This is a genomic window from Chitinimonas violaceus, from assembly GCF_052601015.1.
Genome location: NZ_JBQXDJ010000064.1, coordinates 1 through 21,061, shown reverse-complemented (window position 1 = coordinate 21,061; position 21,061 = coordinate 1). Strand labels below are relative to the sequence as shown.

General features: G+C 52.4%; 17 protein-coding genes and 2 tRNA genes. 11 read left to right on the top strand and 8 right to left on the bottom strand.

What is annotated here, in order from left to right; genetic code table 11:
- The first annotated feature begins 350 nt into the window (after nucleotides 1-350).
- Nucleotides 351-590, top strand: a complete 240-nt coding sequence (locus ACUHMQ_RS17125; RefSeq protein ID WP_445296674.1) for a DUF4224 domain-containing protein — start codon at nucleotides 351-353, stop codon at nucleotides 588-590.
- A 3-nt stretch (nucleotides 591-593) separates the two neighbouring features.
- The gene (locus ACUHMQ_RS17120) at nucleotides 594-1,688 is read left to right on the top strand and encodes a tyrosine-type recombinase/integrase (protein ID WP_445296673.1); all 1,095 of its coding nucleotides are present in this window, start codon (nucleotides 594-596) and stop codon (nucleotides 1,686-1,688) included.
- Nucleotides 1,689-1,777: 89 nt separating this feature from the next.
- Here the strand turns inward: ACUHMQ_RS17120 and ACUHMQ_RS17115 are convergent.
- Nucleotides 1,778-1,867, bottom strand: a tRNA-Ser gene (locus ACUHMQ_RS17115).
- Between the two features lie 119 nt (nucleotides 1,868-1,986).
- Here ACUHMQ_RS17115 and mltF point away from each other — a divergent pair.
- Nucleotides 1,987-3,483 (top strand): membrane-bound lytic murein transglycosylase MltF, encoded by a 1,497-nt coding sequence (gene mltF / locus ACUHMQ_RS17110; protein ID WP_445296675.1) that lies wholly within the window; start codon nucleotides 1,987-1,989, stop codon nucleotides 3,481-3,483.
- Here mltF and ACUHMQ_RS17105 read toward each other — a convergent pair.
- From ACUHMQ_RS17105 to ACUHMQ_RS17095, 3 genes are all read right to left on the bottom strand, one after another.
- Nucleotides 3,443-3,517, bottom strand: a tRNA-Arg gene (locus ACUHMQ_RS17105). The genes mltF and ACUHMQ_RS17105 overlap by 41 nt on opposite strands.
- Nucleotides 3,518-4,584: 1,067 nt before the next feature.
- Entirely contained in the window at nucleotides 4,585-5,718 is a 1,134-nt protein-coding gene (locus ACUHMQ_RS17100) for a glycoside hydrolase family 5 protein (protein ID WP_445296672.1), read from the bottom strand.
- 210 nt (nucleotides 5,719-5,928) lie between these two features.
- Nucleotides 5,929-6,843 (bottom strand): LysR family transcriptional regulator, encoded by a 915-nt coding sequence (locus ACUHMQ_RS17095; RefSeq protein WP_445296671.1) that lies wholly within the window; start codon nucleotides 6,841-6,843, stop codon nucleotides 5,929-5,931.
- Nucleotides 6,844-7,049: 206 nt separating this feature from the next.
- Here ACUHMQ_RS17095 and ACUHMQ_RS17090 point away from each other — a divergent pair, with 206 nt between their 5' ends.
- Together ACUHMQ_RS17090 and ygiD are read left to right on the top strand one after the other, a co-directional pair.
- Complete coding sequence (locus ACUHMQ_RS17090) at nucleotides 7,050-7,460, top strand: DoxX family protein (RefSeq protein WP_445296670.1); 411 nt, start codon at nucleotides 7,050-7,052, stop codon at nucleotides 7,458-7,460.
- Between the two features lie 12 nt (nucleotides 7,461-7,472).
- The gene (gene ygiD, locus ACUHMQ_RS17085; RefSeq protein WP_445296669.1) at nucleotides 7,473-8,345 is read left to right on the top strand and encodes a 4,5-DOPA-extradiol-dioxygenase; all 873 of its coding nucleotides are present in this window, start codon (nucleotides 7,473-7,475) and stop codon (nucleotides 8,343-8,345) included.
- Nucleotides 8,346-8,392: 47 nt separating this feature from the next.
- Here the strand turns inward: ygiD and ACUHMQ_RS17080 are convergent, their stop codons facing one another.
- A complete protein-coding gene (locus tag ACUHMQ_RS17080; RefSeq protein ID WP_445296668.1) occupies nucleotides 8,393-9,286 on the bottom strand; it encodes a LysR substrate-binding domain-containing protein in 894 nt (297 codons plus the stop codon).
- A 96-nt stretch (nucleotides 9,287-9,382) separates the two neighbouring features.
- On the opposite strand from ACUHMQ_RS17080, the gene ACUHMQ_RS17075 reads away from it, so the two are divergent.
- Both ACUHMQ_RS17075 and dkgB read left to right on the top strand, forming a co-directional pair.
- The gene (locus tag ACUHMQ_RS17075) at nucleotides 9,383-10,594 is read left to right on the top strand and encodes an MFS transporter (protein WP_445296667.1); all 1,212 of its coding nucleotides are present in this window, start codon (nucleotides 9,383-9,385) and stop codon (nucleotides 10,592-10,594) included.
- A 46-nt stretch (nucleotides 10,595-10,640) separates the two neighbouring features.
- On the top strand, nucleotides 10,641-11,441 hold the full coding sequence (gene dkgB, locus ACUHMQ_RS17070) for a 2,5-didehydrogluconate reductase DkgB (protein WP_445296666.1): 801 nt from the start codon (nucleotides 10,641-10,643) through the stop codon (nucleotides 11,439-11,441).
- A gap of 121 nt (nucleotides 11,442-11,562) precedes the next feature.
- Here dkgB and ACUHMQ_RS17065 read toward each other — a convergent pair whose 3' ends face one another.
- Together ACUHMQ_RS17065 and ACUHMQ_RS17060 are read right to left on the bottom strand one after the other, a co-directional pair.
- Nucleotides 11,563-13,131 (bottom strand): M28 family metallopeptidase, encoded by a 1,569-nt coding sequence (locus tag ACUHMQ_RS17065; protein WP_445296665.1) that lies wholly within the window; start codon nucleotides 13,129-13,131, stop codon nucleotides 11,563-11,565.
- A gap of 96 nt (nucleotides 13,132-13,227) precedes the next feature.
- Nucleotides 13,228-15,045 carry a M4 family metallopeptidase gene (locus tag ACUHMQ_RS17060; protein ID WP_445296664.1) on the bottom strand — a complete coding sequence of 606 codons (1,818 nt, stop codon included), beginning with the start codon at nucleotides 15,043-15,045 and terminating at the stop codon, nucleotides 13,228-13,230.
- 827 nt (nucleotides 15,046-15,872) lie between these two features.
- Between ACUHMQ_RS17060 and ACUHMQ_RS17055 the strand changes: the two genes are divergently transcribed.
- The 4 genes from ACUHMQ_RS17055 to ACUHMQ_RS17040 all read left to right on the top strand — a co-directional run bounded on the left by ACUHMQ_RS17055 (nucleotide 15,873) and on the right by ACUHMQ_RS17040 (nucleotide 19,810).
- Nucleotides 15,873-16,457, top strand: coding sequence for a TetR/AcrR family transcriptional regulator (locus ACUHMQ_RS17055; RefSeq protein WP_445296663.1), 585 nt, complete (start codon nucleotides 15,873-15,875; stop codon nucleotides 16,455-16,457).
- An 11-nt stretch (nucleotides 16,458-16,468) separates the two neighbouring features.
- A complete protein-coding gene (locus ACUHMQ_RS17050; protein WP_445296662.1) occupies nucleotides 16,469-16,672 on the top strand; it encodes a tautomerase family protein in 204 nt (67 codons plus the stop codon).
- A 265-nt stretch (nucleotides 16,673-16,937) separates the two neighbouring features.
- On the top strand, nucleotides 16,938-18,065 hold the full coding sequence (locus ACUHMQ_RS17045) for an alkene reductase (protein ID WP_445296661.1): 1,128 nt from the start codon (nucleotides 16,938-16,940) through the stop codon (nucleotides 18,063-18,065).
- A gap of 332 nt (nucleotides 18,066-18,397) precedes the next feature.
- Complete coding sequence (locus tag ACUHMQ_RS17040; protein ID WP_445296660.1) at nucleotides 18,398-19,810, top strand: sigma-54 interaction domain-containing protein; 1,413 nt, start codon at nucleotides 18,398-18,400, stop codon at nucleotides 19,808-19,810.
- A 366-nt stretch (nucleotides 19,811-20,176) separates the two neighbouring features.
- On the opposite strand, the gene ACUHMQ_RS17035 is transcribed toward ACUHMQ_RS17040, so the two are convergent.
- A complete protein-coding gene (locus ACUHMQ_RS17035) occupies nucleotides 20,177-20,425 on the bottom strand; it encodes a hypothetical protein (RefSeq protein ID WP_445296659.1) in 249 nt (82 codons plus the stop codon).
- Nucleotides 20,426-21,061 lie beyond the last annotated feature (636 nt).

Sequence of the window (21,061 nt, the reverse complement as noted above, 5' to 3'; positions counted from 1 at the left end):
GCCGAACTGAGCTAGGAGCTCGGCGGGAATTGCCGGCAATTCCACCGGCTTGGCTTTCGGTTTGCGAGGCATACATTCTCCTTGGGAGCATGATATGCCTTGAACACGAAATTACTGACAGACCCCCCCTCAGTTGTTTTCTTAAAGCAAACGTACTGTCTTTGTACAAACGACGAATTACTAAATGAGCTAAGCAATTTCCACTGGATGCCAACGAGCACGGGGCTTTGGGGTTCTCAACATGTCTTCTCGGCTATTTGCCCTGACGGCATTGCCTACAACGTTGTACCGCTTCATCCGTTTGACTCGAAGACGTTGGACAACCTAAACGTGTGCTTAGGAAGCTAACCATGAGCAACCGACTGTTTCTTACACAAGACGAAATGGCAGAACTCAGCGGCATTAAAGTTGGTCGTTTGGGTTTAAGCCGAGATCAACGGCAAATTAACTGGTTGAGAACATCGGGCATCCCCTTTGTCATCAACGCTGCAGGCCGGCCAATTGTGACCGTCGCGGCTTTAGTAGGCACAGAGAAAAGAGAGCAACCCAAATCTGCCTGGTCGCCACGGGCTTTACAAAAGGCAACCTAACAGATGGGTAGAAAACCGACCAAGAATCTAAACCTACCTACCAGGATGCGCGCACGACGTCAGAAATCAGGGAAGGTATATTTTTACTATGACTCCGGAGGGACGCCCCGTCGGGAGTTACCGCTAGGCGATAACTATGTTGAAGCCATTCGACGTTGGGCAGAACTCGAGTATTCACCTACTCCCATTGCAAAAATAATCACCTTCCGCAATGTTGCTGAGCGCTATTTGCGAGAAATAATTCCAACCAAAGCCGAGCGAACCCAGAAGGACAACCTAACTCAGCTGGCAATGCTTTATCAGTTCTTTGATAACCCGCCTTGTCCTCTAAGTGAAATCGAGCCTCTACACATTCGGCAATATTTAGACTGGCGAAATAAGCATGCAATTCAGGTCGCTCAAAGTAAGAACTTAGAACGTAAAGCTGGCGGTAAGCAACCCATAAAAGTCGACAATACTCTCGGGCAAATTGCTGCCAACCGAGAGAAAGCGCTATTCAGTCACATCTGGAACAAAGCAAGAGAATGGGGATACACCGATCGCCAAAATCCTTGCCAGGGAGTAAGCGGACATAAAGAAAAAGGTAGGGACGTTTATGTAGATGAACCTGCCTACATGGCTGTGTGGCAACAAGCAGACCAGCCATTACGCGATGCAATGGACATGGCGCTACTTACCGGTCAACGCCCAGCAGATTTACTTAAAATGACTGAAAGTGATTTGCGGGATGGTGCACTGTGGTTACAGCAAAACAAGACCGGAATAAAGCTACGTATTGCGATAGTCGGGGAGTTGGCGGCCTTAATTGATCGTATCTTAAAAAGGAAACATGCTTTTGCAGTGCGAAGTTTAAAGTTATTGGTAGATAACGATGGTACGCCTTTAGAGATGAGTACCATTCGTTCAAAGTTTGAACGGGCGCGAAGCCGCTCAGGGCAAACTTGGCAATTCCGGGATCTGCGCGCAAAAGCAGCAACTGAGAAAGAAATGGTTTCGGGCATTGCTGCAGCACAAGACCAACTTGGTCATACAACCTCAACGATGACTGCAGCTTATGTGCGAAACCGTGCTGGAAAACTGGTCAAGCCGACGCGCTAGAAACGCTTTTGCGGAGCAAAGGAAGAATTGCGGAGCAAAACACCAAAGCAAAAGGGCTTCCATTTTTCAACGGAAGCCCTTGCTATTACTGGCGGAGAGGGTGGGATTCGAACCCACGGTAGGCATACACCTACGCCTGATTTCGAGTCAGGTACATTCGACCACTCTGCCACCTCTCCTGCTCGAAGCCGCGCATTGTGTCCATCTGGCGCGGGCTTGTCAACTCAGCCGTATCTCGAGGCTCAAATCGATGCCCGTGGCATAATGTATTGAACTTATATTTGAGATACCCGACTCGATGTGGAAACGACTAATTGGGATAACGCTTGCGGGACTAACCGCCTGCATGCCTGTGCCGAAACCACCTGTAATCAAACCAGTACCACCACTGGCGCAATCAGGTGAGTTAGTCGTTTTGATAAGGAATGGCAGCACCAGTTTCTATATCGATGCCGAAGGCAAATATGCAGGCTTAGAATACGACTTGGTCACCCGGTTTGCCGAAGAAATCGGCGTGAAGGTCAAATTCGTGGTCGCGCCACGTGCCAGTGAAATGACCAACCGACTAGCGCGCCATGAAGCACACCTGGGTGTTGGCATTACCCAGCAGGTAAACAAGAAAGTCACTTTCGGGCCAGCGTACCTGACACTGCAACCGGTACTGATGTATCGCAACCAACAACGCAAACCACGCGATCTGGCCGACCTTGGCGACAGCAAAGTACTGGTTTCAAGCTTGCTTGCCCCAGGTATACGAGCTATCCAGGCACAATACCCAGCGTTGAAATGGCAGGAAGCTGAGCATCAGGATACGGAAGAACTTATCGAGAAAGTCGATTCGGGCCTGATCGACTACGCCATCGTAAGTACCCATTCCGCTCTGGTCGCACAAAATTACTACCCGGGTGTAGGTATGGCTTTCAACGCATCAGACCCGCAACCGTTCTCCTGGGGTTGGCCTACCGATGCCCCACCAGAGTTCGCTGATCAGATCCAACGCTACTTCAAACGTGTTCAGGAGGATGGCACACTGGCCAGGTTGATTGATCGCTATTACGGTCATGCCAAGCGCTTGCAGCCCATCGACGCTACTACCTTCCTCAGCCGAAGAAACACCGTTCTTCCTCGCTTCAGGAACCTGTTTGTGGAAGCAGAAGCGAGTCAGGGAATCGATTGGCGATTACTCGCCGCACTTGCCTATCAGGAATCCCATTGGGATCCCTATGCCACCAGCGCTTTCGGGGTACGCGGAATGATGATGCTGACCAACGATACGGCGGATCGGCTAGGTGTAAAGGATAGACTGGACCCGGAGCAAAGCATTCAGGGCGGAGCGAAGTACATCAATATACTCAAGGACAAGCTACCGGCACGTATTCCCGAACCCGATCGAACCTGGCTTGCGCTGGCGGGTTACAACATCGGGATGGCGCATCTGGAAGACGCCCGCATTCTTGCGCGTCGGCAAAAGAAAAGCCCGGACAGCTGGACAGATCTGAAAACTGTTATTCCGCTGTTGCGTAACTATGAGTACTTCAGCACCGTAAAGTACGGATTTGCGCGCGGCGGCGAGACTGTGATTTTTGTGGAGAACGTGCGCAGCTACTATGACATTCTGGTGCGCTTTGAACACCCGGTAAAACCGATGTTTCCACCATTCAATGAGCAGGTAACCGTCACGAATCCGGAGAACATCAGATTGGGCATTGACGCAGCAGCCAAGACCGCGCAAGAGAACAAGCAACGCGCCGAATTGGCGCCCCCGCCGGGAATCGAACCCAGAATTGCCCCTTAGGAGGGGGCCGTTATATCCATTTAACTACAGAGGCAACACAACAGGGCAAGCTGAATCGTCTCTGAACACCAAAAGCTTGGCATCTCTTCAGCTCTGCTCGTCCTGCATGATTTTGAAGCGCTTCAGGGCAAGCTGAGGTTTCTCCGCACTACTTAGTAGCGCTGTACCCCGGAACAGAGCTATCTGTACACAGCCGAGCAGCCTTACCCCTAGCGAAGTGGCGCGATTATACCCATCGAATAAGAAGACAGCTCAAATAATTGGCGGGTAATCATCAGAAAAAGGAAGCGGGTTCCCAAGCGACCCAGAACCTTCAATACGAAGAAGCCAGACTGCCAACCTAAGCAACTGTTCAATATCTTACTGTGCAGTTGTGATCAGTGCTTATACGCTGCTCGTATTCCTCATGCACCAAGTTACTACGCTGCTCTGCCCCCCCGCTGACCACTGCTTGTGACAAAACTTAGACAGGTTTCAAAACAGTGGCGGTAAAACCAGCCGTACTAACGTTCTGAAGCAGAACAATCAGCCTACTGACAAGAAGACCTATAACCGCGGTTCCTAGTCGCACATGGAACATTTAATAAGGATAAACAAGGGGATACGCATCCTGCCCTTTGCTGACCTTTGCATCCTGTTGAGCGCCTTTTCCACAAACAAGCGGACAGAGTGGGTAAGGAAGTAGAACCAATCTAATTCATAAAACACTAATTTACCACTTCGTCCATGAACACTCTGGGCTGGTACTCCTCTCCCTGCGAAAGTCAATGATGCGAACACTCAACACAATTGAACATAAACAAGTTCTCGGCGGAACATGCACTACAGCCAAAGGCATGGGTCGTTCTCCGGCGACGCCCCAAAGACTACAACACAGTCTGTGGATATTACATTCGCTCATGAACCGAGAGAGAGAAGCCAACCGAAGAGCTCGCTGTGAAAACGCGCGCCTCCTTCCGCCATTCTAAGTAAGTGCTAAGAGCCTGTTTACAATCTGTCGCACACAGCTGTCAGCAGGGCACAGAGCAACACGTAAGCCCTGGTCAAGGCTACGTTGTATAGATTGTGTACAGGATCTAAGCCGAACACGAGAATGCGGGACTATTCAGCCTGTGCTTTCTTGGCAGCCAGTCTTTTGCGGATCGGTTCAAACTGCGGTGTTGCCTTACGTGGCAGCGGATCGGGCTTGCCTTCTTCCATTGCCTTCCAATATGCCCATGGCACACGCGCTTTGCCCAACTCGTAATCCATGCCATCCCAGGTATCTTCGCGGAAGCTATAAAACGCCCAGTGCAATTGATGGCTGTCTAATACCTTGAGTACATCCTCCAGATATTGCCCACACTCGGGTAATAGCCGCATGCAACCGAACTCGCCCGCGACCATCCGATTGACAGGGATCTTATGTTCCTTCGCCCAATCCATTGGTACTTGCAGGTAGTCCGCAACGCGTTTTGCATCCCATTGCACCTTTTTCCCGCCGTAGGGTACCTCGCCAGGATAGGGATAAGGCTTGGCTCGCTTTGTATTCGGTGAACTCGTGAATTCGTAGGGTTCATACATATGAAAGCTGTACAAAACCTTCTGGTCGTCTAAAGGCTTTTGCCAGTACCCAAATGTATCTGCCGCAGCGTACCAACCAGCATCAAGCATGATGGGGGTCGCTGCATCCACTTTGCGAATTGCAGCGACAATTTGTTGATAGAAATCAGGCAAGTCACTTGCAGTGCCTTTGGCTTCCTTTTCATACCAACGTACCATCTCTGTTCGAGGGGCGTGCTCAGACAGGGTGGTATTGAATTCCGGTGCCGGCTCGTTAACGAGGTTATAGGCAGCTACCGCAGGATGATTCTTTAATTCCTTGGCCAGATCTCGCCAAAACATCTGGTTTTGCTTCCAATAAGCCTTGTCTTTCCATACTCGGCCATCGAACTTCCCTCCATTTTCCTGACTCCAACGTCCACCAGGGATCGATATTGGCGTAACAACCACTTTCAAACCGGCTTTATGTGCCCGATCAAGGCTGGCTTTAAGAATGGCCAAGTCTCGCTTGTTGAGTCCCGTATAACGATCCGCATTCCCAATCAAAAAATCCCGTTTAGCAGGCTTCCATTTTTCATACGTCAGGCGTACCCAACTGGCACCATAGCTATGTAATGCATTGAAATACTTCTGATCGGGTGGAAGCCTGTTGAAGCTATTTGCGCCAGACTGCGGGGCATCCCAAAAACTCATCAAATCTGCAGCATTTGCACAAGATACAAGGCATGCCAACAACAAACTATTTATCTTAAAGTACATTTAATCCCCCAATACCATGTAACTGGCATTCATTTATTAGCTTGGTTGACGTTTTGACGTCGGAATCGGTTATGCCAAAAACATAATCGCGAAGCCAAGGCAGACTACTTGCACGCCAGCAAGTTCAACCTAATTGGGTAATCCCTAGGTGTTTAGTCCCGCATCCCAATAAGGCTCATCACTGAAACGTTCTGCCAAAAAGTCGATGAAGGTACGAACTTTGGCCGATAAGAAACGACGGCTCAAATAGACGGCATAGAGCGACAACTGGGTTTGTGGGTAGTCAGGCAATACTTCGATCAAACGACCGGCACGCAGATCGTCGCCAACAAGGAAGGTGGGCTCCGATGTGATGCCTACTCCAGCCATGGCCGCAGCACTCGCCAAGTCGCCATTATTGACACGCAGGATGGGTCGGATCGGATAACTACGTGGGCCATCGGGGCCTATCAGGTTCCAATGCTCCCCTTCCACCGAATAAGCGTAACCAATAGTGCGGTGCTGAAGCAGCGCTTCTGGCGTCGCAGGTAAGCCATAGCGCTTGGCATAGTCGGGCGAGCAGACAAGCGCCAGTTTCACCGTACACAGCCTGCGCGCAATCAAAGCAGGATTTGGGTTCTGCCCTACCCGGATGGCCAGGTCATAGCCTTCTTCAGCCAATTCCACTGCCCGGTCGTTCAGATTCAGATCCAACATTACATCGGGGTAGCGGGCAATATAGTCGCCAATCGCAGGCCCAAGATGGCGTACCCCGAAAGAGACCGGAGCACTGATGCGCAATTGACCGCGTGGTGCACTACCTGCTTGGCTAACGGCAGCTTCGGCCTCGCCAAGGTCATCCAGCATGCTGCGGCAACTTTCAAAGTAGCTCGTGCCACTCTCTGTCAGGCTCAAGTGACGGGTACTGCGATTCAATAACCGCGCCCCAAGATGGCGTTCCAGATGTGCCACGTGCCGGCTAGCCATGGCTGCAGACAAGCCCAGCTGCTCTGCTGCTGCAACAAAACTACCCGCCTCTACTACCCGGCGGAACACCCGCATGCTTAATAAAGTATCCATACCGTGACCGAACAGAAGTCGATAGGCTCATTGTGTACTGCTATGCAATAAACCCTCAATGGAATCGCTATTTATCTGCTATCTGGTTAGCAATACAGTGGTGTCATTCAATTGGCGCATTACATCAATGCTACTTAGCTAACCAAACTGAAGACGGGCATTCAAGCAATCGAGCCCGTCCTGATTAGATAGATGGAAATACAACGATGATCGACTACAAAACTGCACCCTATGCCGCCCTAGCCCTACGATTGGCACTCGGCACCATGTTCCTCGCACACGGCCTTACAAAAGTACTGGTATTCACGCTGGCGGGCACTGCCGAATTCTTCGCGTCACTGGGCATACCCGGTTGGGTGGCCTACCCGGTTGTATTTGCCGAGATTGGTGGCGGGGTCCTGCTGATTCTGGGGGTATACAGCCGCTGGGTTGCGGTCAGCCTGATGCCGGTATTGCTAGGAGCATCTCTCGCGCACTTTCACAACGGTTGGTCGTTCAGCAACCCCAATGGTGGCTGGGAATACCCCGTCTTCCTTTTTGTGATCGCATTGGTCATTACATTGCTGGGCGATGGTGCATTGGCATTGCGCCCCAGCCAACCTCAACGTCAAATCTGATCGAGGCGTGCCATGTACCGACGTCAATTCCTGCACCAAGCCATACTCAGCATGGTCGCGGCTCACCCGGCCGCACGGGCGGCGAAACGCCAAATGACAAAAGCCACACCCGCCAAGATGCCGGTCGTGTTTATCGGGCATGGCTCACCGATGAATGCCCTTCTCGATAATGCCTTCACGCGCCATCTGACCAAGCTGGGTGCCGACTTGCCCAGACCACGCGCCATTCTGGTGATATCCGCGCATTGGCTGACTGACGGTACGCTACTGAGCAGTAGCGCCAAACCACAAACCATTTACGACTTCGGTGGCTTTCCTCAGCCCTTATACGAAATACGCTATCCAAGCCCGGGCGAGCCGATGCTGGCGCAAACACTTGCCCATGACTTGCAAGATGCCAAAGCAGGAATCGACAGTGAACGTGGGCTCGACCATGGTGCATGGACTGTACTGCGCCATATGTACCCAAAGGCGGATATCCCGGTTGTGCAGCTCAGCCTAAACGGACGATTGCAGCTGCATGAGCATGTGACACTGGCCCATGAGCTGCACGGTCTACGGAAGGAACAGGTCCTCATTCTGGCCAGCGGCAATATCGTCCACAACCTGCGCATGATCGACAGTACACCTGGCATACCTACCTTTGAATGGGCACTCGCTTTTGATGAGCTGATCAAGCAGGCGCTGCTGCAGCGCGACCTTACCCAGTTGCTGGCGGAAGACCGCAGCAAACATGCTTTGTGGCGTACCGCACATCCAACATTGGAACACTATCTACCCCTGCTGTACGCCTTTGGGGCCAGTACGGCGGATGATGCCATCAGCTTCCCGTACGAGGGCTTTCATGAAGCATCTTTGTCGATGCGGTCGGTGAAATTCGGCTGATTAGCGAACCGCTTGAAGCCTGTTTACGATCTGTCGCGATCAAGCTATCAATCTGGCCATGTCATCTGTTCAACCAGATAATCAAGAAAACAGACAATCCGTGAAGAAAGCTGGGTGTTACGGTAATACACCGCATGGATAGGCTGGCGCTCCGGCAAGGTTTGCTCGACCAGAACCTGTACCAGATTGCCGTGTTGCCGATCCTGCCACGTCAGAAAATCCGAGAGACATACCAGACCGATGCCTTGCAGTGCCAGCTGCCGTAGTGTTTCACCGCTGGACGCCATCATGCCCGGCTTGATCAACAGGCGCTCCCCCTGCGCATTATGCAAGGGCCAGTGATTAAGACTCTCTGTCTGGCTGAAACCCAGCAAGCAGTGATTGGTCAAGTCATCCACCGTTTTGGGTTGGCCGTAAATCTCCAAATAAGCAGGGCTCGCAAGAATACGCAGGCAGCTGCTGCGTAACGGCCGAGCATGTAAAGTGGAATCGCGCAATGTGCCGATGCGGATGGCAACGTCAGTGCGCTGCTCCAACAGATCAATAAACTGGTCATCACTGTTGAGTTCCAGTTCGATCTTTGGATAACGGCGGCAAAAACCCGCTACCAGAGGCACGATGACATGCAGTAAAAATGGGACCGCCGCATTAACCCGCAGACGACCTGCCGGCTGTTGGCGACGCAGCGCCATCTGGTCCTCCGCCTCATCCACGGCAGCCAGGATTTGCCGGGCATGCACCAGAAAACTACTGCCCTCCTCTGTCAGCGCCAATCGGCGGGTGGTACGTCGAAGCAAAGTAGTAGCGAGTTTCTGCTCCAACCGGCTGAGCGTACGGCTGACACCTGACACAGTCTGGCCCAGCTGGGTCGCCGCAGCGGTAATCGAACCACTATCGACCACCGTAATGAATACCTGCAATTCCTCCAGCGTTGTTTTCATTCTTGCATACCAAGCAAATATCTTATGCAGTTTCAGTGGTTTTTCCGCAAAGGTAAAGCGCGGACACTGCAAGCCTCGTCCAACAGGAGCTTGCATATGCCACTTGCCCTACTCGCGCTTACCATCAGCGCCTTTGCCATCGGCACCACCGAATTCGTTATCGTCGGGCTGTTACCCACCATTGCTGCCGACTTGAAAATCGGTCTGCCATCCGCCGGCCTGCTGGTCAGCCTGTATGCATTAGGTGTAGCCATCGGCGCACCGGTACTGACCGCCCTAAGCGGGAAATTGCCGCGCAAGACATTGCTATTGAGCTTGATGGCGCTGTTCACCGTCGGCAATTTACTAGCCTGGCAAGCACCAGGTTATACCTCGCTGATCCTTGCACGGATACTGACCGGCCTTGCCCACGGCGTGTTCTTTTCGATTGGTTCCACTATTGCAACCAGCCTTGTACCCAAGGAAAAAGCCGCCAGTGCTATCGCCATCATGTTCACTGGCCTGACGGTTGCCCTGGTTACCGGCGTTCCACTCGGTACCTTTATCGGTCAGCACTTTGGCTGGCGGGAAACCTTCCTCGCGGTAGCCGGCTTGGGCGTGTTGGCTTTCATCGGCAGTGCATTGTTCATACCGCGTGGACTCAACCACCAACCGCCTGCCTCGTTACTCACCCAAGCCAAGGTGTTGGCTCAACCCCGCCTGTTGCTGGTGTTCGCCATGACAGCCGTTGGTTACGGTGGCAGTTTCATCGCCTTTACCTATCTTGCCCCGATCCTTGAGCAGTTGGCAGGCTTCAGTGCCCAGATGGTTGGGCTTGTGATGCTGGTATATGGCGTGTCGGTCGCCATCGGTAATTTATGGGGTGGGAAATTGGCCGACCGACTCGGCCCTACTGCTGCACTGAAGCAGATCTTTCTGCTGCTGGCAGCGGTATTGCTGGTCCTGAGCTTCACCGCCAGCAATCCCTGGTTAGTCCTCGCAACCGTATTGGCGTGGGGAGCAGTCGCCTTCGGTAATGTCCCTGGCCTGCAGGTATATGTCGTGAAGCAGGCTGAGCGCTTTAGTCCTCAGGCTGTCGATGTGGCATCAGGCCTCAATATCGCTGCATTCAACCTCGGCATTGCCGGCGGAGCCTGGGGTGGCGGGTTGATCGTTGAACAACTGGGCTTACGCCATACCGGCTGGATCGGCGCACTGGTGGTACTGCTGGCTTATGGTCTGACTCGCCTGAGCGGCTACCTCGATCAGCGTGACCCAATACAAACCTCAGTTACTTCAAATACCCGACCAGTCGTTGCCATGCATTGAAACGACCCCCATTGCATCACCTGTTAAATTTCAACTAGGAACCGCTATGCAAAACCCCTCCATCGGCCTCGGTACCTTCCGCCTGCAAGGCCAACAAGTTATTGACTCGGTAAACAACGGCCTGGAACTTGGCTACCGGCTTATCGACACTGCTCAGATTTATGGCAACGAAGCTGAAGTCGGCGAAGCCATCGCAGCCAGCGGGATCAGCCGTGAAGCCATTTCGATTACCACCAAGATCTGGACCGAAAACCTGAGCCGTGAAAAGCTTATTCCCAGCCTTCGTGAAAGCTTGGCGAAATTACAAACCAAGCAGGTCGACCTGACACTGATCCACTGGCCTGCACCACGCGATGCGCTACAGGTTGCGGATTACATTCATGCCTTGGCAGAAGCAAAAGCATTGGGGTTGACCCGGCAGATAGGCGTATCCAACTTCACCATTACCCATTTGAAAGCGGCGATTGCTGCCGTGGGTGCCAGTGAAATCAGTGATCTGCAGATAGAAATCCATCCATTCCTGCAAAGCCGGAAAATCATCGACTATGCACGCAACCAGGGCATCGCCATCACGGCTTACATGCCCCTGGCTTATGGCAAAGTGTTGTACGACCCGATCTTGCAAGCGATTGCTGCTCAACATCAGGCTACCGCAGCACAAGTAGCCTTGGCTTGGTCTTTACAACAAGGCTTTACAGTTATTCCATCCTCTACCCAGCGCACAAATCTAAAAGCCAACCTGGAGGCAACCAGGTTGCAATTGACATCGGAAAACATACAGGCGATTGCTGGCCTGGAGCGAGGGGAGAGGCTGGCGAATCCTGACTTTGCCCCACAGTGGGACTAGGAGTTTGTTTACGATCTTACTGCCCAGCCGTGATCAAGGCTTATATGCTGCTCAACATCGCTGTAAGGCTCGTAACCAATAAAAAGCCCCGCCTAAAAGCGGGGCTTTTTATTGGTACAACTTATTGAGGACGATAAGTCACTTTCAAGTTGTAGGTTGCTGCTGCATAGCCATTCAGCATCACATAAACATCGCCGTTGGCACTCATATTAATCGTACAACTTTCGGTCGAATTGGATTTATAAGGCCGGCAATCGTACGCATTGGTGGTTGGTACACTTCCCTTGCGTACATAGAGGTCAGCATCGCCAGACCCCGTCATATCCGCTACCAATTTACCACCAGCACCAACCTTGAACGGACCAAAGTTGGCTTTCTGGCCCTTAGCCAAGCTGCCATTGAAGTTTTCTACCTTATCACCCGGTGGCTGTACGATAGGGCCATCGCTACCCAGCTCCACCGCGAAAGCCACAGCAAGCCGGCTGAACTTCAGCGCATGCAAGGCTTGGTTACCCATATTTGCGTAGGTATCGTTAGCAGTATGGATATTCGGATTGTCCTGACTAAACGAGGCTTCAAATGGCATCGAAGTCAGATAACCCTGGTTGTACCAGGAGGCGTGGTCTGAACACCCATAGCCGCAGCGGTCACTACCAATGGTCAGTGTCGGCAAGTAGGTGGTGATCAGATTGCTGATAAAGGTGTTCTGTTGGCTGTCGGTGTAATCGGTAAAGATATAGATATCATTGGCCGCCCCCTTGTAATTGGTCATGTCCAGCTGCAACACACCAACCACATTGATATTGTCGGCCTTGAACTTCTTGGCGATATCCTGCGAACCGAGTAGCCCACGCTCTTCAGCGGCATAACCCATGACTTTGATGGTACGACGTGGCTTATAGCCAGAAGCCAACATCACCCGTAGCGCTTCAGTCAGGCTGGCGATGCCGGATGCATCATCATCTGCCCCAGGTGCACGCGTCGTTTCAGTAGTACCACTGCCATTGATCGAATCCAGATGACCACCCATCACCACTACTTCGCTGGCGTTGTCCGTTCCCTTGATCGTCAGAATGACCGACTTCTGCGGATAGGCGCTGTGGGTAAACTGTTCGACCGTGACATCGGTACGGCCCGCAGCCAGCTGTTGCCAGCGCTGCATGATCCAGTTCGACGCATTCACGCCATGGCTGGTTGTGTAATACCGATTGGTGAAGGCACTGAGGTCACCAATCGTGCTGGCGATGTTGCTGTCCTGCATTTGTGACAGGAGCGGCGTTACCGTAGCCTGGTTATCGATCGCATAGCTGGGACGAGCCATATCCACAACAGTGGCTGGGGTTTGCAATGCAGCCAGGGCTTCTTCCTTGCTGTTGTGCGCCATATAGCCGCCACAACGACGTAGCTCATGGTGAACAGCTTCGCTCAAACCCGACAGCAATGACTCTTCGACTTCGACCACGTGGGCGTGCTCGAACTTTGCATTTTCAGGATGCGCCAGTACCGATGGGCTGTTGCCAGCGCTGCCTGGCATTGCCTGGCTCTCGGCAGCAACAACACTGGGTGACAGTTTCTGTAACTGGGCATAAGCGGCATCACCGACGGTGATCCAAATTTTTTTGGGGGCAGCCTGTACTGGACTGAATATAAAAGCACCAGCTACCAGCAGGCTAAGCAACTTGTATTGCATACAGTACGCTCCTTCTGCCAACGGTTTATCGCCGTTGGTATTGATAGTCGATACAAAAGAAAAAAACCCGCCCCTGACGGGGCGGGCATCGAAGGCTTACCGGTGATTACCCACCAGCGTCACGCCGCTAAAGGCGCTGTAGCCATTCAACATGATGTGGTAGGTACCTACCTTCGGTGTCGGGATCGTCACTGTCTCGTTATTTCCCGAACGATATGGCCGGTAGTCATACGAGGTCAGTGTCGGTGCGGCACCGAACTTGACGTAGATATCAGCATCACCCGAACCACCAGAGATCTTGAAGGTCAGGTTCGAAGCACCCGATGGAATGACCATGGTGTACTTGATCTGTCCACCCTTGCCTGCTGCAAGGTTAGGCACAGGGATACCGCGGACCAGCACATTGCTGCCTGGAGGAGGTGGTGTAACACAACCTACACCCACACCACTGAATGCCGAAGTCACATCCGCTTTGGGATAACCACGGTTTTCAGCAGCCTTTTCTACACCGCAAGCGCCTTCATCAAAGGTGCTGTCGTTCTTCCAATACAGACGGTTGGCATCCGCCATGACTTCGAATGCCTTGCGGGTATTCCATCCAGGCTTGGTAGCCAACAGATAAAAAGCCTTGTTGTACACACCACTGGAGTAGTGCACATCCAGGTTATCGTTGTAGTCACGAGCGTGGCCAATTGAGCGACCATCGCGAGGAGGATCATCCATGTAGCGCAGCGCGCCGCTAGATTTGAAGATCTCGCCACCTACCTTGAAGTCGTTGGTACCCTTCATATAGTACTCAGCAGCCTCACCTGCCATATCGGAGAAGGCCTCATTCATACCACCCGACATTCCGTAATACTCGAGGCCGGAATTCTGCTCCGTAAACCCGTGGCTGACTTCGTGTGCCGACACATCAAGCGATACCAAGGGGTAGAACGTGCTGGCGCCATCACCAAATGTCATGGCGCTTCCATCCCAAAATGCGTTTTCATAATTGCGGCTGTAGTGAACCCGCATCATCAACTTTTGGCTGATTGGACGTAAATTAAACCAGTCCTTGTACATGTTGAACACGACATTGCCGAAATAATGTGCGTCGTTCAGTGGAGAGAAGGCACCATTGATTTCTTTAACTGTATTACGTGGGCAATCGAACTTGTAGGGTGTTGTGCCGCTGGTGCCACCATTCAAATTAACAGTGACGACATTGCTGCTGTCCATTGTGCAGTCGTCCGTTACCACTAGTGGACCAAAGTCAGTGCCATATTCGTACTTGCCGGTCTTGGTATTCCCGCCAGGGCCAGTTGCATCGCGATGGTTCAGACCTTCCCATTGCTTGAGCACTGCACCGGTGTTCGCATCAATCAGGAAAAATGGACGGCTAGGTTTGGCAGCATCTGGAACGACGAAAGACACCATGTAAACCAGGCGGACGATGCGGTCATCTAGCTGAACGTACAAGGTTGCCTGATCATTTTCAGTCGCACCTTGTACGCGAGCCAAGGTTTTGGCCTGGCTGAGCACATCGGCGCTCTTGAATGTGGGTTTGGCTGCAGGCAGGTCATTGGCAAGACCCTTGAGCAAGGTACCGCTGAATGCTGGTTGCGCTGCGGTGGACTGCTGTTCCACCACAACGGTCTCACCAAGGACTGGAATACCTTGATGATATTGCTGATATCGCGTCACCACCTTACCGCTGGCATAGGTCTGGCTGCGTTGGGGTTTCAGCTCCCCGGCAGCCAGGCCCAACATAGCCTGTACGCTGGCCCGACCACTGGTCAAAGTCGGGATATTCGCTTGATCGACCGAGTAACCATCTAGGTTGACCCGTTCTGCGGCCATCGCATTCCAGGCCCCTATTAGCAGGATCGATAGAACTGCAGGACGTGCAACTGCGTAAAGCACTGGCTTCATGACTGACTTCCTCCGCTCCTCACCCGGGGAAAATTCCCCAATTTTGGTCGAGCTCACCGTGTGATAGTCGGCCTACCCAACCGCCCCTCACCCTAAACCGGATAGATCCAGAGTGCCGTTTCTCGCACAACGCGCCAGCAGAAGGCGCTACGTGCTTGTACTTTTTGGCCCGATTCAATTTCGAAACAAGGCCCCTCTCCAGCAGCAATAGTTTTGGCTGCGGGCATGCTGAAGACGGAATTGCAAGCTACAGGGAACGACGCGTAATCAGGAAATACACGCTGATTACGTCCTTGGCGTGTACCCCACATTTCGGGCTACACATTTGGCACAAGACTATTGGGTAGTAGTCAAGAAAGGGGGGATTGGCCAAAACGCGATGGTCATAATCCGACGAACGGTAGGGTTACAACTTCATCTTGAAATATAGACATGTTAGCCCGCTTGGCTTAAAGGGGGTAAACACCTCTAAAATCCGCTCTGGTTCTAGGTTTTATCCCTGAAACCACTGCCAACACTGGGGGAAAAGTGAACCACGCGAAACAGGCAATTAATGGGCCTGCTCGCCTGCTTTTCTTAGCGACATCTCCGCAACACTAGTCACTCGACTAACGGCGGTTGAAAGAATCGCATTCACCTTCTAATGTTTATTCCCCCATAAATTGTAGGGTTGTATGCAGTGCAGCAGCCCATACCTCAGCATTAGCCAGTAATTCCTCTCTTTCCGCGGTTTTTTGTTGGCACTATTACCGGTATTACCTGTCAACGGCGTTTACATAAAATTACACTAGACGACCGGTCTATTTAATACTTACAATACAGCCATCATGGAAAGACACTTCGACGATACTCGCGAACATCTGCTCGCAACCGGTGAAGCAATCATGCTCGGCAAAGGCTTTGCTGCTGTTGGGCTGAGCGAGATATTGGGTACTGCAGGCGTGCCAAAAGGTTCGTTCTATCACTACTTCGAATCCAAGGAAGGCTATGGTGTTGCCCTTCTGGAGCGCTTCTTCACCAATTACCTGGCCACGATGGATGGCATCGTCGCCGACACCTCGCTCAATGGCCGCAGTAAGCTTGATGCCTACTTCTCACGCCGCGACCCGGTGTCTGGTGAAACCAGCTGCGAATCGCGCTGTCTGGTAGTGAAATTAACTGGAGAGGTAAGTGACCTTTCCGCCTCCATGCGTAGTACATTGGAGCGCGGCATCTCCGGCATTATTGAACGTCTAGCAGCATGCATTGTTATCGGCCGGGCGGATCGATCCATCCCTCCCGGTACCGCAGCCGATACATTGGCAGCATCGCTTTATCAGTTGTGGCTTGGCACTGCACTGGTTGCCAAGGCGCAGCAGGATCCATCCGCCTATACCGCGGCTCAACACGCAACCAACCTACTACTTGCTTAAAAGGAGTCAGCATGCCCATCGTCAATATCAAGGTAACCCCTCCTGGCGTCAGCAAAGAGCAGAAGATGGAGCTCATCGCCGGTGTCACCAAGCTATTGCAGGATGTATTGAACAAAAATCCCGCCCAGACCTTTGTCGTGATTGAAGAAGTGGAAACCGACAATTGGGGAGCGGGCGGCGAGCAAGTCACCGAAATATTCAAACGCGGTAAATAACCGCTGGCGTATCTCTGTAACCTGTTTACGATCCTACGCCCGCTGTTTTACCAGGTATGAAAAGCCAAAATCCCATGCTTGGCATGGATTCATAGCGTTCTTCGGCCGTGGCTCGTAAGCAGGTATCCTGGCATGGGAGGAGTCGTAATTAGCAGCAGTTCTGGCCAAAGCAATCTTCATTGCATTGGTCCGTAATACAAACCAGCCTTCGGGCTATTTTTTGGCTTCATTTTATAGACGACCGGTCTATTTTAAGGAAATGACAATGTCCACCAAGAAACTGCTTTCTCCTATTCGTGTTGGTAGTACTCAGTTGGCAAACCGTGTCTTCATGGCGCCGCTTACCCGTTCACGTGCCAGCCAGCCGGGTGATATCCCAACCCAGCTGAATGCCGATTACTACGTCCAGCGTAGCACCGCCGGTCTGATTATTTCGGAAGCCACGCAGATTTCCCAACAAGGCCAAGGCTATGCGCTGACGCCAGGCATTTATACAGATGCGCAGGAAGCCGGTTGGAAAAACGTGGTCAAGCATATCCATGCCGCAGGTGGCCGCATCGCTCTACAGCTCTGGCATGTGGGCCGTGTATCCAACCGCTTATTGCAAGCCGATGGCCAAGCCCCCGTTGCGCCTTCCGCGATTCGCGCAGAGAACACCAAGTCATTTGTTATCCAACCCGATGGCACTGCAGCCAATCTACCAACCGATACCCCCAGGGCTTTGGAGACCAGTGAATTGCCCGGCATTGTCGCCGACTATACCCAAGCTGCCAGACGTGCCATCCGCGCAGGGTTCGATCTCATCGAGATCCATGCTGCCAACGGTTACCTGCTGCACCAGTTCCTCGCTACCAACACCAATCAACGTACCGATGCATACGGCGGCAATAAGGAAAATCGGACTCGTCTGTTGTTGGAAGTCGTGGACGCCATTTCCGCTGAAGTAGGTGCCGACAAAGTGGGTGTACGCCTATCACCCCATTTCACATTGCACGATATCCAGGATGCCGAGGCAGAAGCAATGGGGCTGTACGTGGCCGAACAACTCAACATCCGTAAGGTGGCCTATCTACACATCGCCGAATCGGACTGGGCCGGCAGCCCAGCCGTGCCCATTGAATTCCGCCATGCATTACGTAAAGCCTTCACCGGTACCTTGCTCTATTGCGGCAACTATACGGCTGTGAAAGCAGAAGCACTGATCCAGTCTAACCTTGCAGATGCAGTTGCGTTTGGTCGCCCATTTATCGCAAATCCGGACCTGGTGGCCCGCTTCACTCTCGACGCGGATTTGAATACGCCAGACCCCAGCACTTTCTATGGCGGCGATGCACGGGGCTATACCGACTATCCAACTTTAAAGTCTGTGCGTGATCTCGCAGTACAAGCATAGTCAGTGCAGTTCTTATTCAATTCCTGGAACCTGCTCGCAATCACTGGGACTTGTTCAATGATCTGTCCCAAGCAGCTGTTGGCGGAGCGCAGAAACCGGAATGTACTTAAGTACATGAGAACTTCGAACAGCACATAAGCACCTACTACCGCTGCACAGTAAGATCATGAACGGGTTCTAAACAAACCGCCCTGCAAAGCCAGGGCAGTTTGTTTATCTACGCGCCAAACCAACAAGCTTTACACAAACACACAACACACGCAACCATTGCAGCACTCATCCACCACGGACTGACGTACCATCGCCACAGGAGACAACAACCAAAGCAACATATGATGAAACTCGGCCTCACTCTGCCCGATGCCAACGCCCTACCCCACCCCGGGTTACAGAGTGTGCTGCAGCGTGCCTTTTTCGATGTCTTTGATCGGCAGTTTGCGGGGGCAGTCGTCATCAATACCGAGGCCCGGATTGTTTGGATCAATCCGCATTACGCCGAAATCCTCGGCATAGAGAACCCCGACCACATTCTGGGCCAGCGTGTCGACACACTTCTGCCCAATACCAAGCTCCCCGAAGTCCTGCGTACAGGTGAACCTATCCTGCTCGATTTCATGACTTATCGTGACCGGACGTTTGTCGTGTCGCGTTTTCCGATCATGGGAGAAGATGGTCTGGTCATTGGTGCAGGCGGCATCATGCTGTACGACGCATGGCAACCACTCAAACCCCTGGTCGATAAATTCAGGCGGCTGCAACAAGGCCGCTTGCAGGTAAGGCGGGATAACCACCGTGACCGTGCGACACGCTATTCCTTTGCCGACATGGTAGGTGAAGGCCCTGCCTGCAAAAGAATGAAAGACCTGGGCAAACGCGCAGCACGCCTTGGTGCCACCGTATTGCTGCTGGGTGAAACAGGAACAGGAAAAGAACTGCTGGCGCAAAGCATCCACGCGGCCAGCACTCGTGCCCACCAGCCTTTCGTGGCGCTCAATGTCGCCGCCATCCCTGATACCCTGCTGGAGGCCGAACTCTTTGGCGCTGCCCCAGGGGCGTATACCGGTGCAGATCGGCGCGGACGCGAAGGCAAGTTCAAGCTGGCCGATCGCGGCACCCTGCTCCTTGATGAAATTGGCGATCTCCCCCTCGCAACCCAAGCCAAGCTGTTGCGGGTATTGCAGGAGATGGAAATCGAACCGCACGGCGCCAACCAATTGATCAAGATCGATGTAAGGGTAATTGCAGCCACCAGCCGGGACCTGCAAGCCATGGTCCAGACAGGCCAATTTCGCGCCGACTTGTTCTACCGCCTGAATGTACTGCCCATACACCTTCCCCCACTGCGGGATCGTCAGGAGGACATTGCCCTATTGGCAAACAAACTCTTGATGGATATTTCCTTACGCAGCGGCACAGCGCGTAAAACACTCAGCCAGGAAGCTGCTGGCTGGTTGGTCAGCCAAGCATGGCCCGGCAACATACGTGAACTGCGCAATGCGTTGGAACAAGCCACGATGCTGGCCGACCATGTCGAACTTACCGCCAAGGACTTCCTCTGCACAAACCAAGCCTGCTCTACGCTTCCCTTACCACTGGCTGAAACCGTAAAACGTGCTGAAATCGACGCTATCCGTACAGCATTGGCCGCCAGCAAGGGCAACAAAAGCGATGCAGCCCGTATCTTGGGTATTGCGCGGGCAACCCTATATGAGAAGCTCGCAATCTATGGCCTGGAGCGTATCTGACCGCTCCAACCTGTCACCCGATGCATAAGGCAAGGCATCGCCATGGAAATCACCAACAGCTAAGCCTGGAATCCACAATGCACTATTCAGTCAGATTAACGAGACCACAAAAGCACATTTAGGCAGATTTCATCAGGCCGCAAAGGTGCTTGCAATAGAGTAGATGTGCCAACGAATGCGCTTTATTTCGTGAAGGAGCTTGCAACAAATAAGACGAGCAGGATGCAACCCGCTCTGTATTGATTTTTGCGCGCAGCCGAAAGCTATCGACAGCTATTAGCCAAGATTTGGCAAAGCGGTCGACAACTCCCAGTACAAAACAAAAAGACTGATTTACTGGCCGTAGGGTGGTTACTGCATTAAGCGTTAGTTGACTACAACTCGCCTTAATAACTCTTGCTGTGTTGCACAGTCGCCCTTGGCCTTTCGCATAGCAGTGATTTCAGCAGCGCTAAGACCTTGAAACTTCTCCTCGTTACCGGCTTTGGCCAGGATATCCAGCCGCTGGAGAACACCGTCAACCCACTGCGTACACTGCTTCTCGTTTGGGTCTGCAGCAAGCGCGCCGCCGGAAAGTACGAGAAATGCAGTTAGAACAAACCACTTGGGATACATGTTATTACCTCAAAAAATAAAGCTAAGAAAGTCTTAGGTATACATTTTATTCAGCGTTGCTTCCAGCATATACGGTGAAGACACCAACTAGTATAAAACGCAGCCGTGGTATAACAATTTGTTTAAGCGGACATCGCTTAGCGGCGCGGCTTGGGAAGACCGGCGGCTAGACATTCAAATTTCCGCTGACCATCTGCAAATCTTAGAACCTTCTAAAAATCTAGCAAGCTAAAGCGAGACAAGACGAAAACAGCCGAGGAAGCGGCGTTTACATAGGGTAAATGCAAGACAAGGCGGAAACACCCGAGGAAGCGGAGTTTACAAGTGGTAAATGAGCATTCCGAGAGTGTTTTCAACGCCGTATTGCTGACGCGCAGCAGACGTTAGACAGGTTCTTAGAGCTTATTCACGATCTGTCACGAGCAGCTGTCAGCAGGGTGCAGAGCAGCGCAGAAACCGGAATGTACTTGGGTACATGAGGCTGCGAACTTCTTGGTGCGAAGCACCGTGGGTCTGTCAGTAATTTCGTGTTCAAGGCATATCATGCTCCCAAGGAGAATGTATGCCTCGCAAACCGAAAGCCAAGCCGGTGGAATTGCCGGCAATTCCCGCCGAGCTCCTAGCTCAGTTCGGCAA

Coding starts and splice junctions, on each gene's coding strand:
- ACUHMQ_RS17125 (WP_445296674.1), top strand. CDS start 351: ATGAGCAACCGACTGTTTCTTACACAAGACGAAATGGCAGAACTCAGC.
- ACUHMQ_RS17120 (WP_445296673.1), top strand. CDS start 594: ATGGGTAGAAAACCGACCAAGAATCTAAACCTACCTACCAGGATGCGC.
- mltF (WP_445296675.1), top strand. CDS start 1,987: ATGTGGAAACGACTAATTGGGATAACGCTTGCGGGACTAACCGCCTGC.
- ACUHMQ_RS17100 (WP_445296672.1), bottom strand. CDS start 5,718: ATGAGTTTTTGGGATGCCCCGCAGTCTGGCGCAAATAGCTTCAACAGG.
- ACUHMQ_RS17095 (WP_445296671.1), bottom strand. CDS start 6,843: ATGGATACTTTATTAAGCATGCGGGTGTTCCGCCGGGTAGTAGAGGCG.
- ACUHMQ_RS17090 (WP_445296670.1), top strand. CDS start 7,050: ATGATCGACTACAAAACTGCACCCTATGCCGCCCTAGCCCTACGATTG.
- ygiD (WP_445296669.1), top strand. CDS start 7,473: ATGTACCGACGTCAATTCCTGCACCAAGCCATACTCAGCATGGTCGCG.
- ACUHMQ_RS17080 (WP_445296668.1), bottom strand. CDS start 9,286: ATGAAAACAACGCTGGAGGAATTGCAGGTATTCATTACGGTGGTCGAT.
- ACUHMQ_RS17075 (WP_445296667.1), top strand. CDS start 9,383: ATGCCACTTGCCCTACTCGCGCTTACCATCAGCGCCTTTGCCATCGGC.
- dkgB (WP_445296666.1), top strand. CDS start 10,641: ATGCAAAACCCCTCCATCGGCCTCGGTACCTTCCGCCTGCAAGGCCAA.
- ACUHMQ_RS17065 (WP_445296665.1), bottom strand. CDS start 13,131: ATGCAATACAAGTTGCTTAGCCTGCTGGTAGCTGGTGCTTTTATATTC.
- ACUHMQ_RS17060 (WP_445296664.1), bottom strand. CDS start 15,045: ATGAAGCCAGTGCTTTACGCAGTTGCACGTCCTGCAGTTCTATCGATC.
- ACUHMQ_RS17055 (WP_445296663.1), top strand. CDS start 15,873: ATGGAAAGACACTTCGACGATACTCGCGAACATCTGCTCGCAACCGGT.
- ACUHMQ_RS17050 (WP_445296662.1), top strand. CDS start 16,469: ATGCCCATCGTCAATATCAAGGTAACCCCTCCTGGCGTCAGCAAAGAG.
- ACUHMQ_RS17045 (WP_445296661.1), top strand. CDS start 16,938: ATGTCCACCAAGAAACTGCTTTCTCCTATTCGTGTTGGTAGTACTCAG.
- ACUHMQ_RS17040 (WP_445296660.1), top strand. CDS start 18,398: ATGATGAAACTCGGCCTCACTCTGCCCGATGCCAACGCCCTACCCCAC.
- ACUHMQ_RS17035 (WP_445296659.1), bottom strand. CDS start 20,425: ATGTATCCCAAGTGGTTTGTTCTAACTGCATTTCTCGTACTTTCCGGC.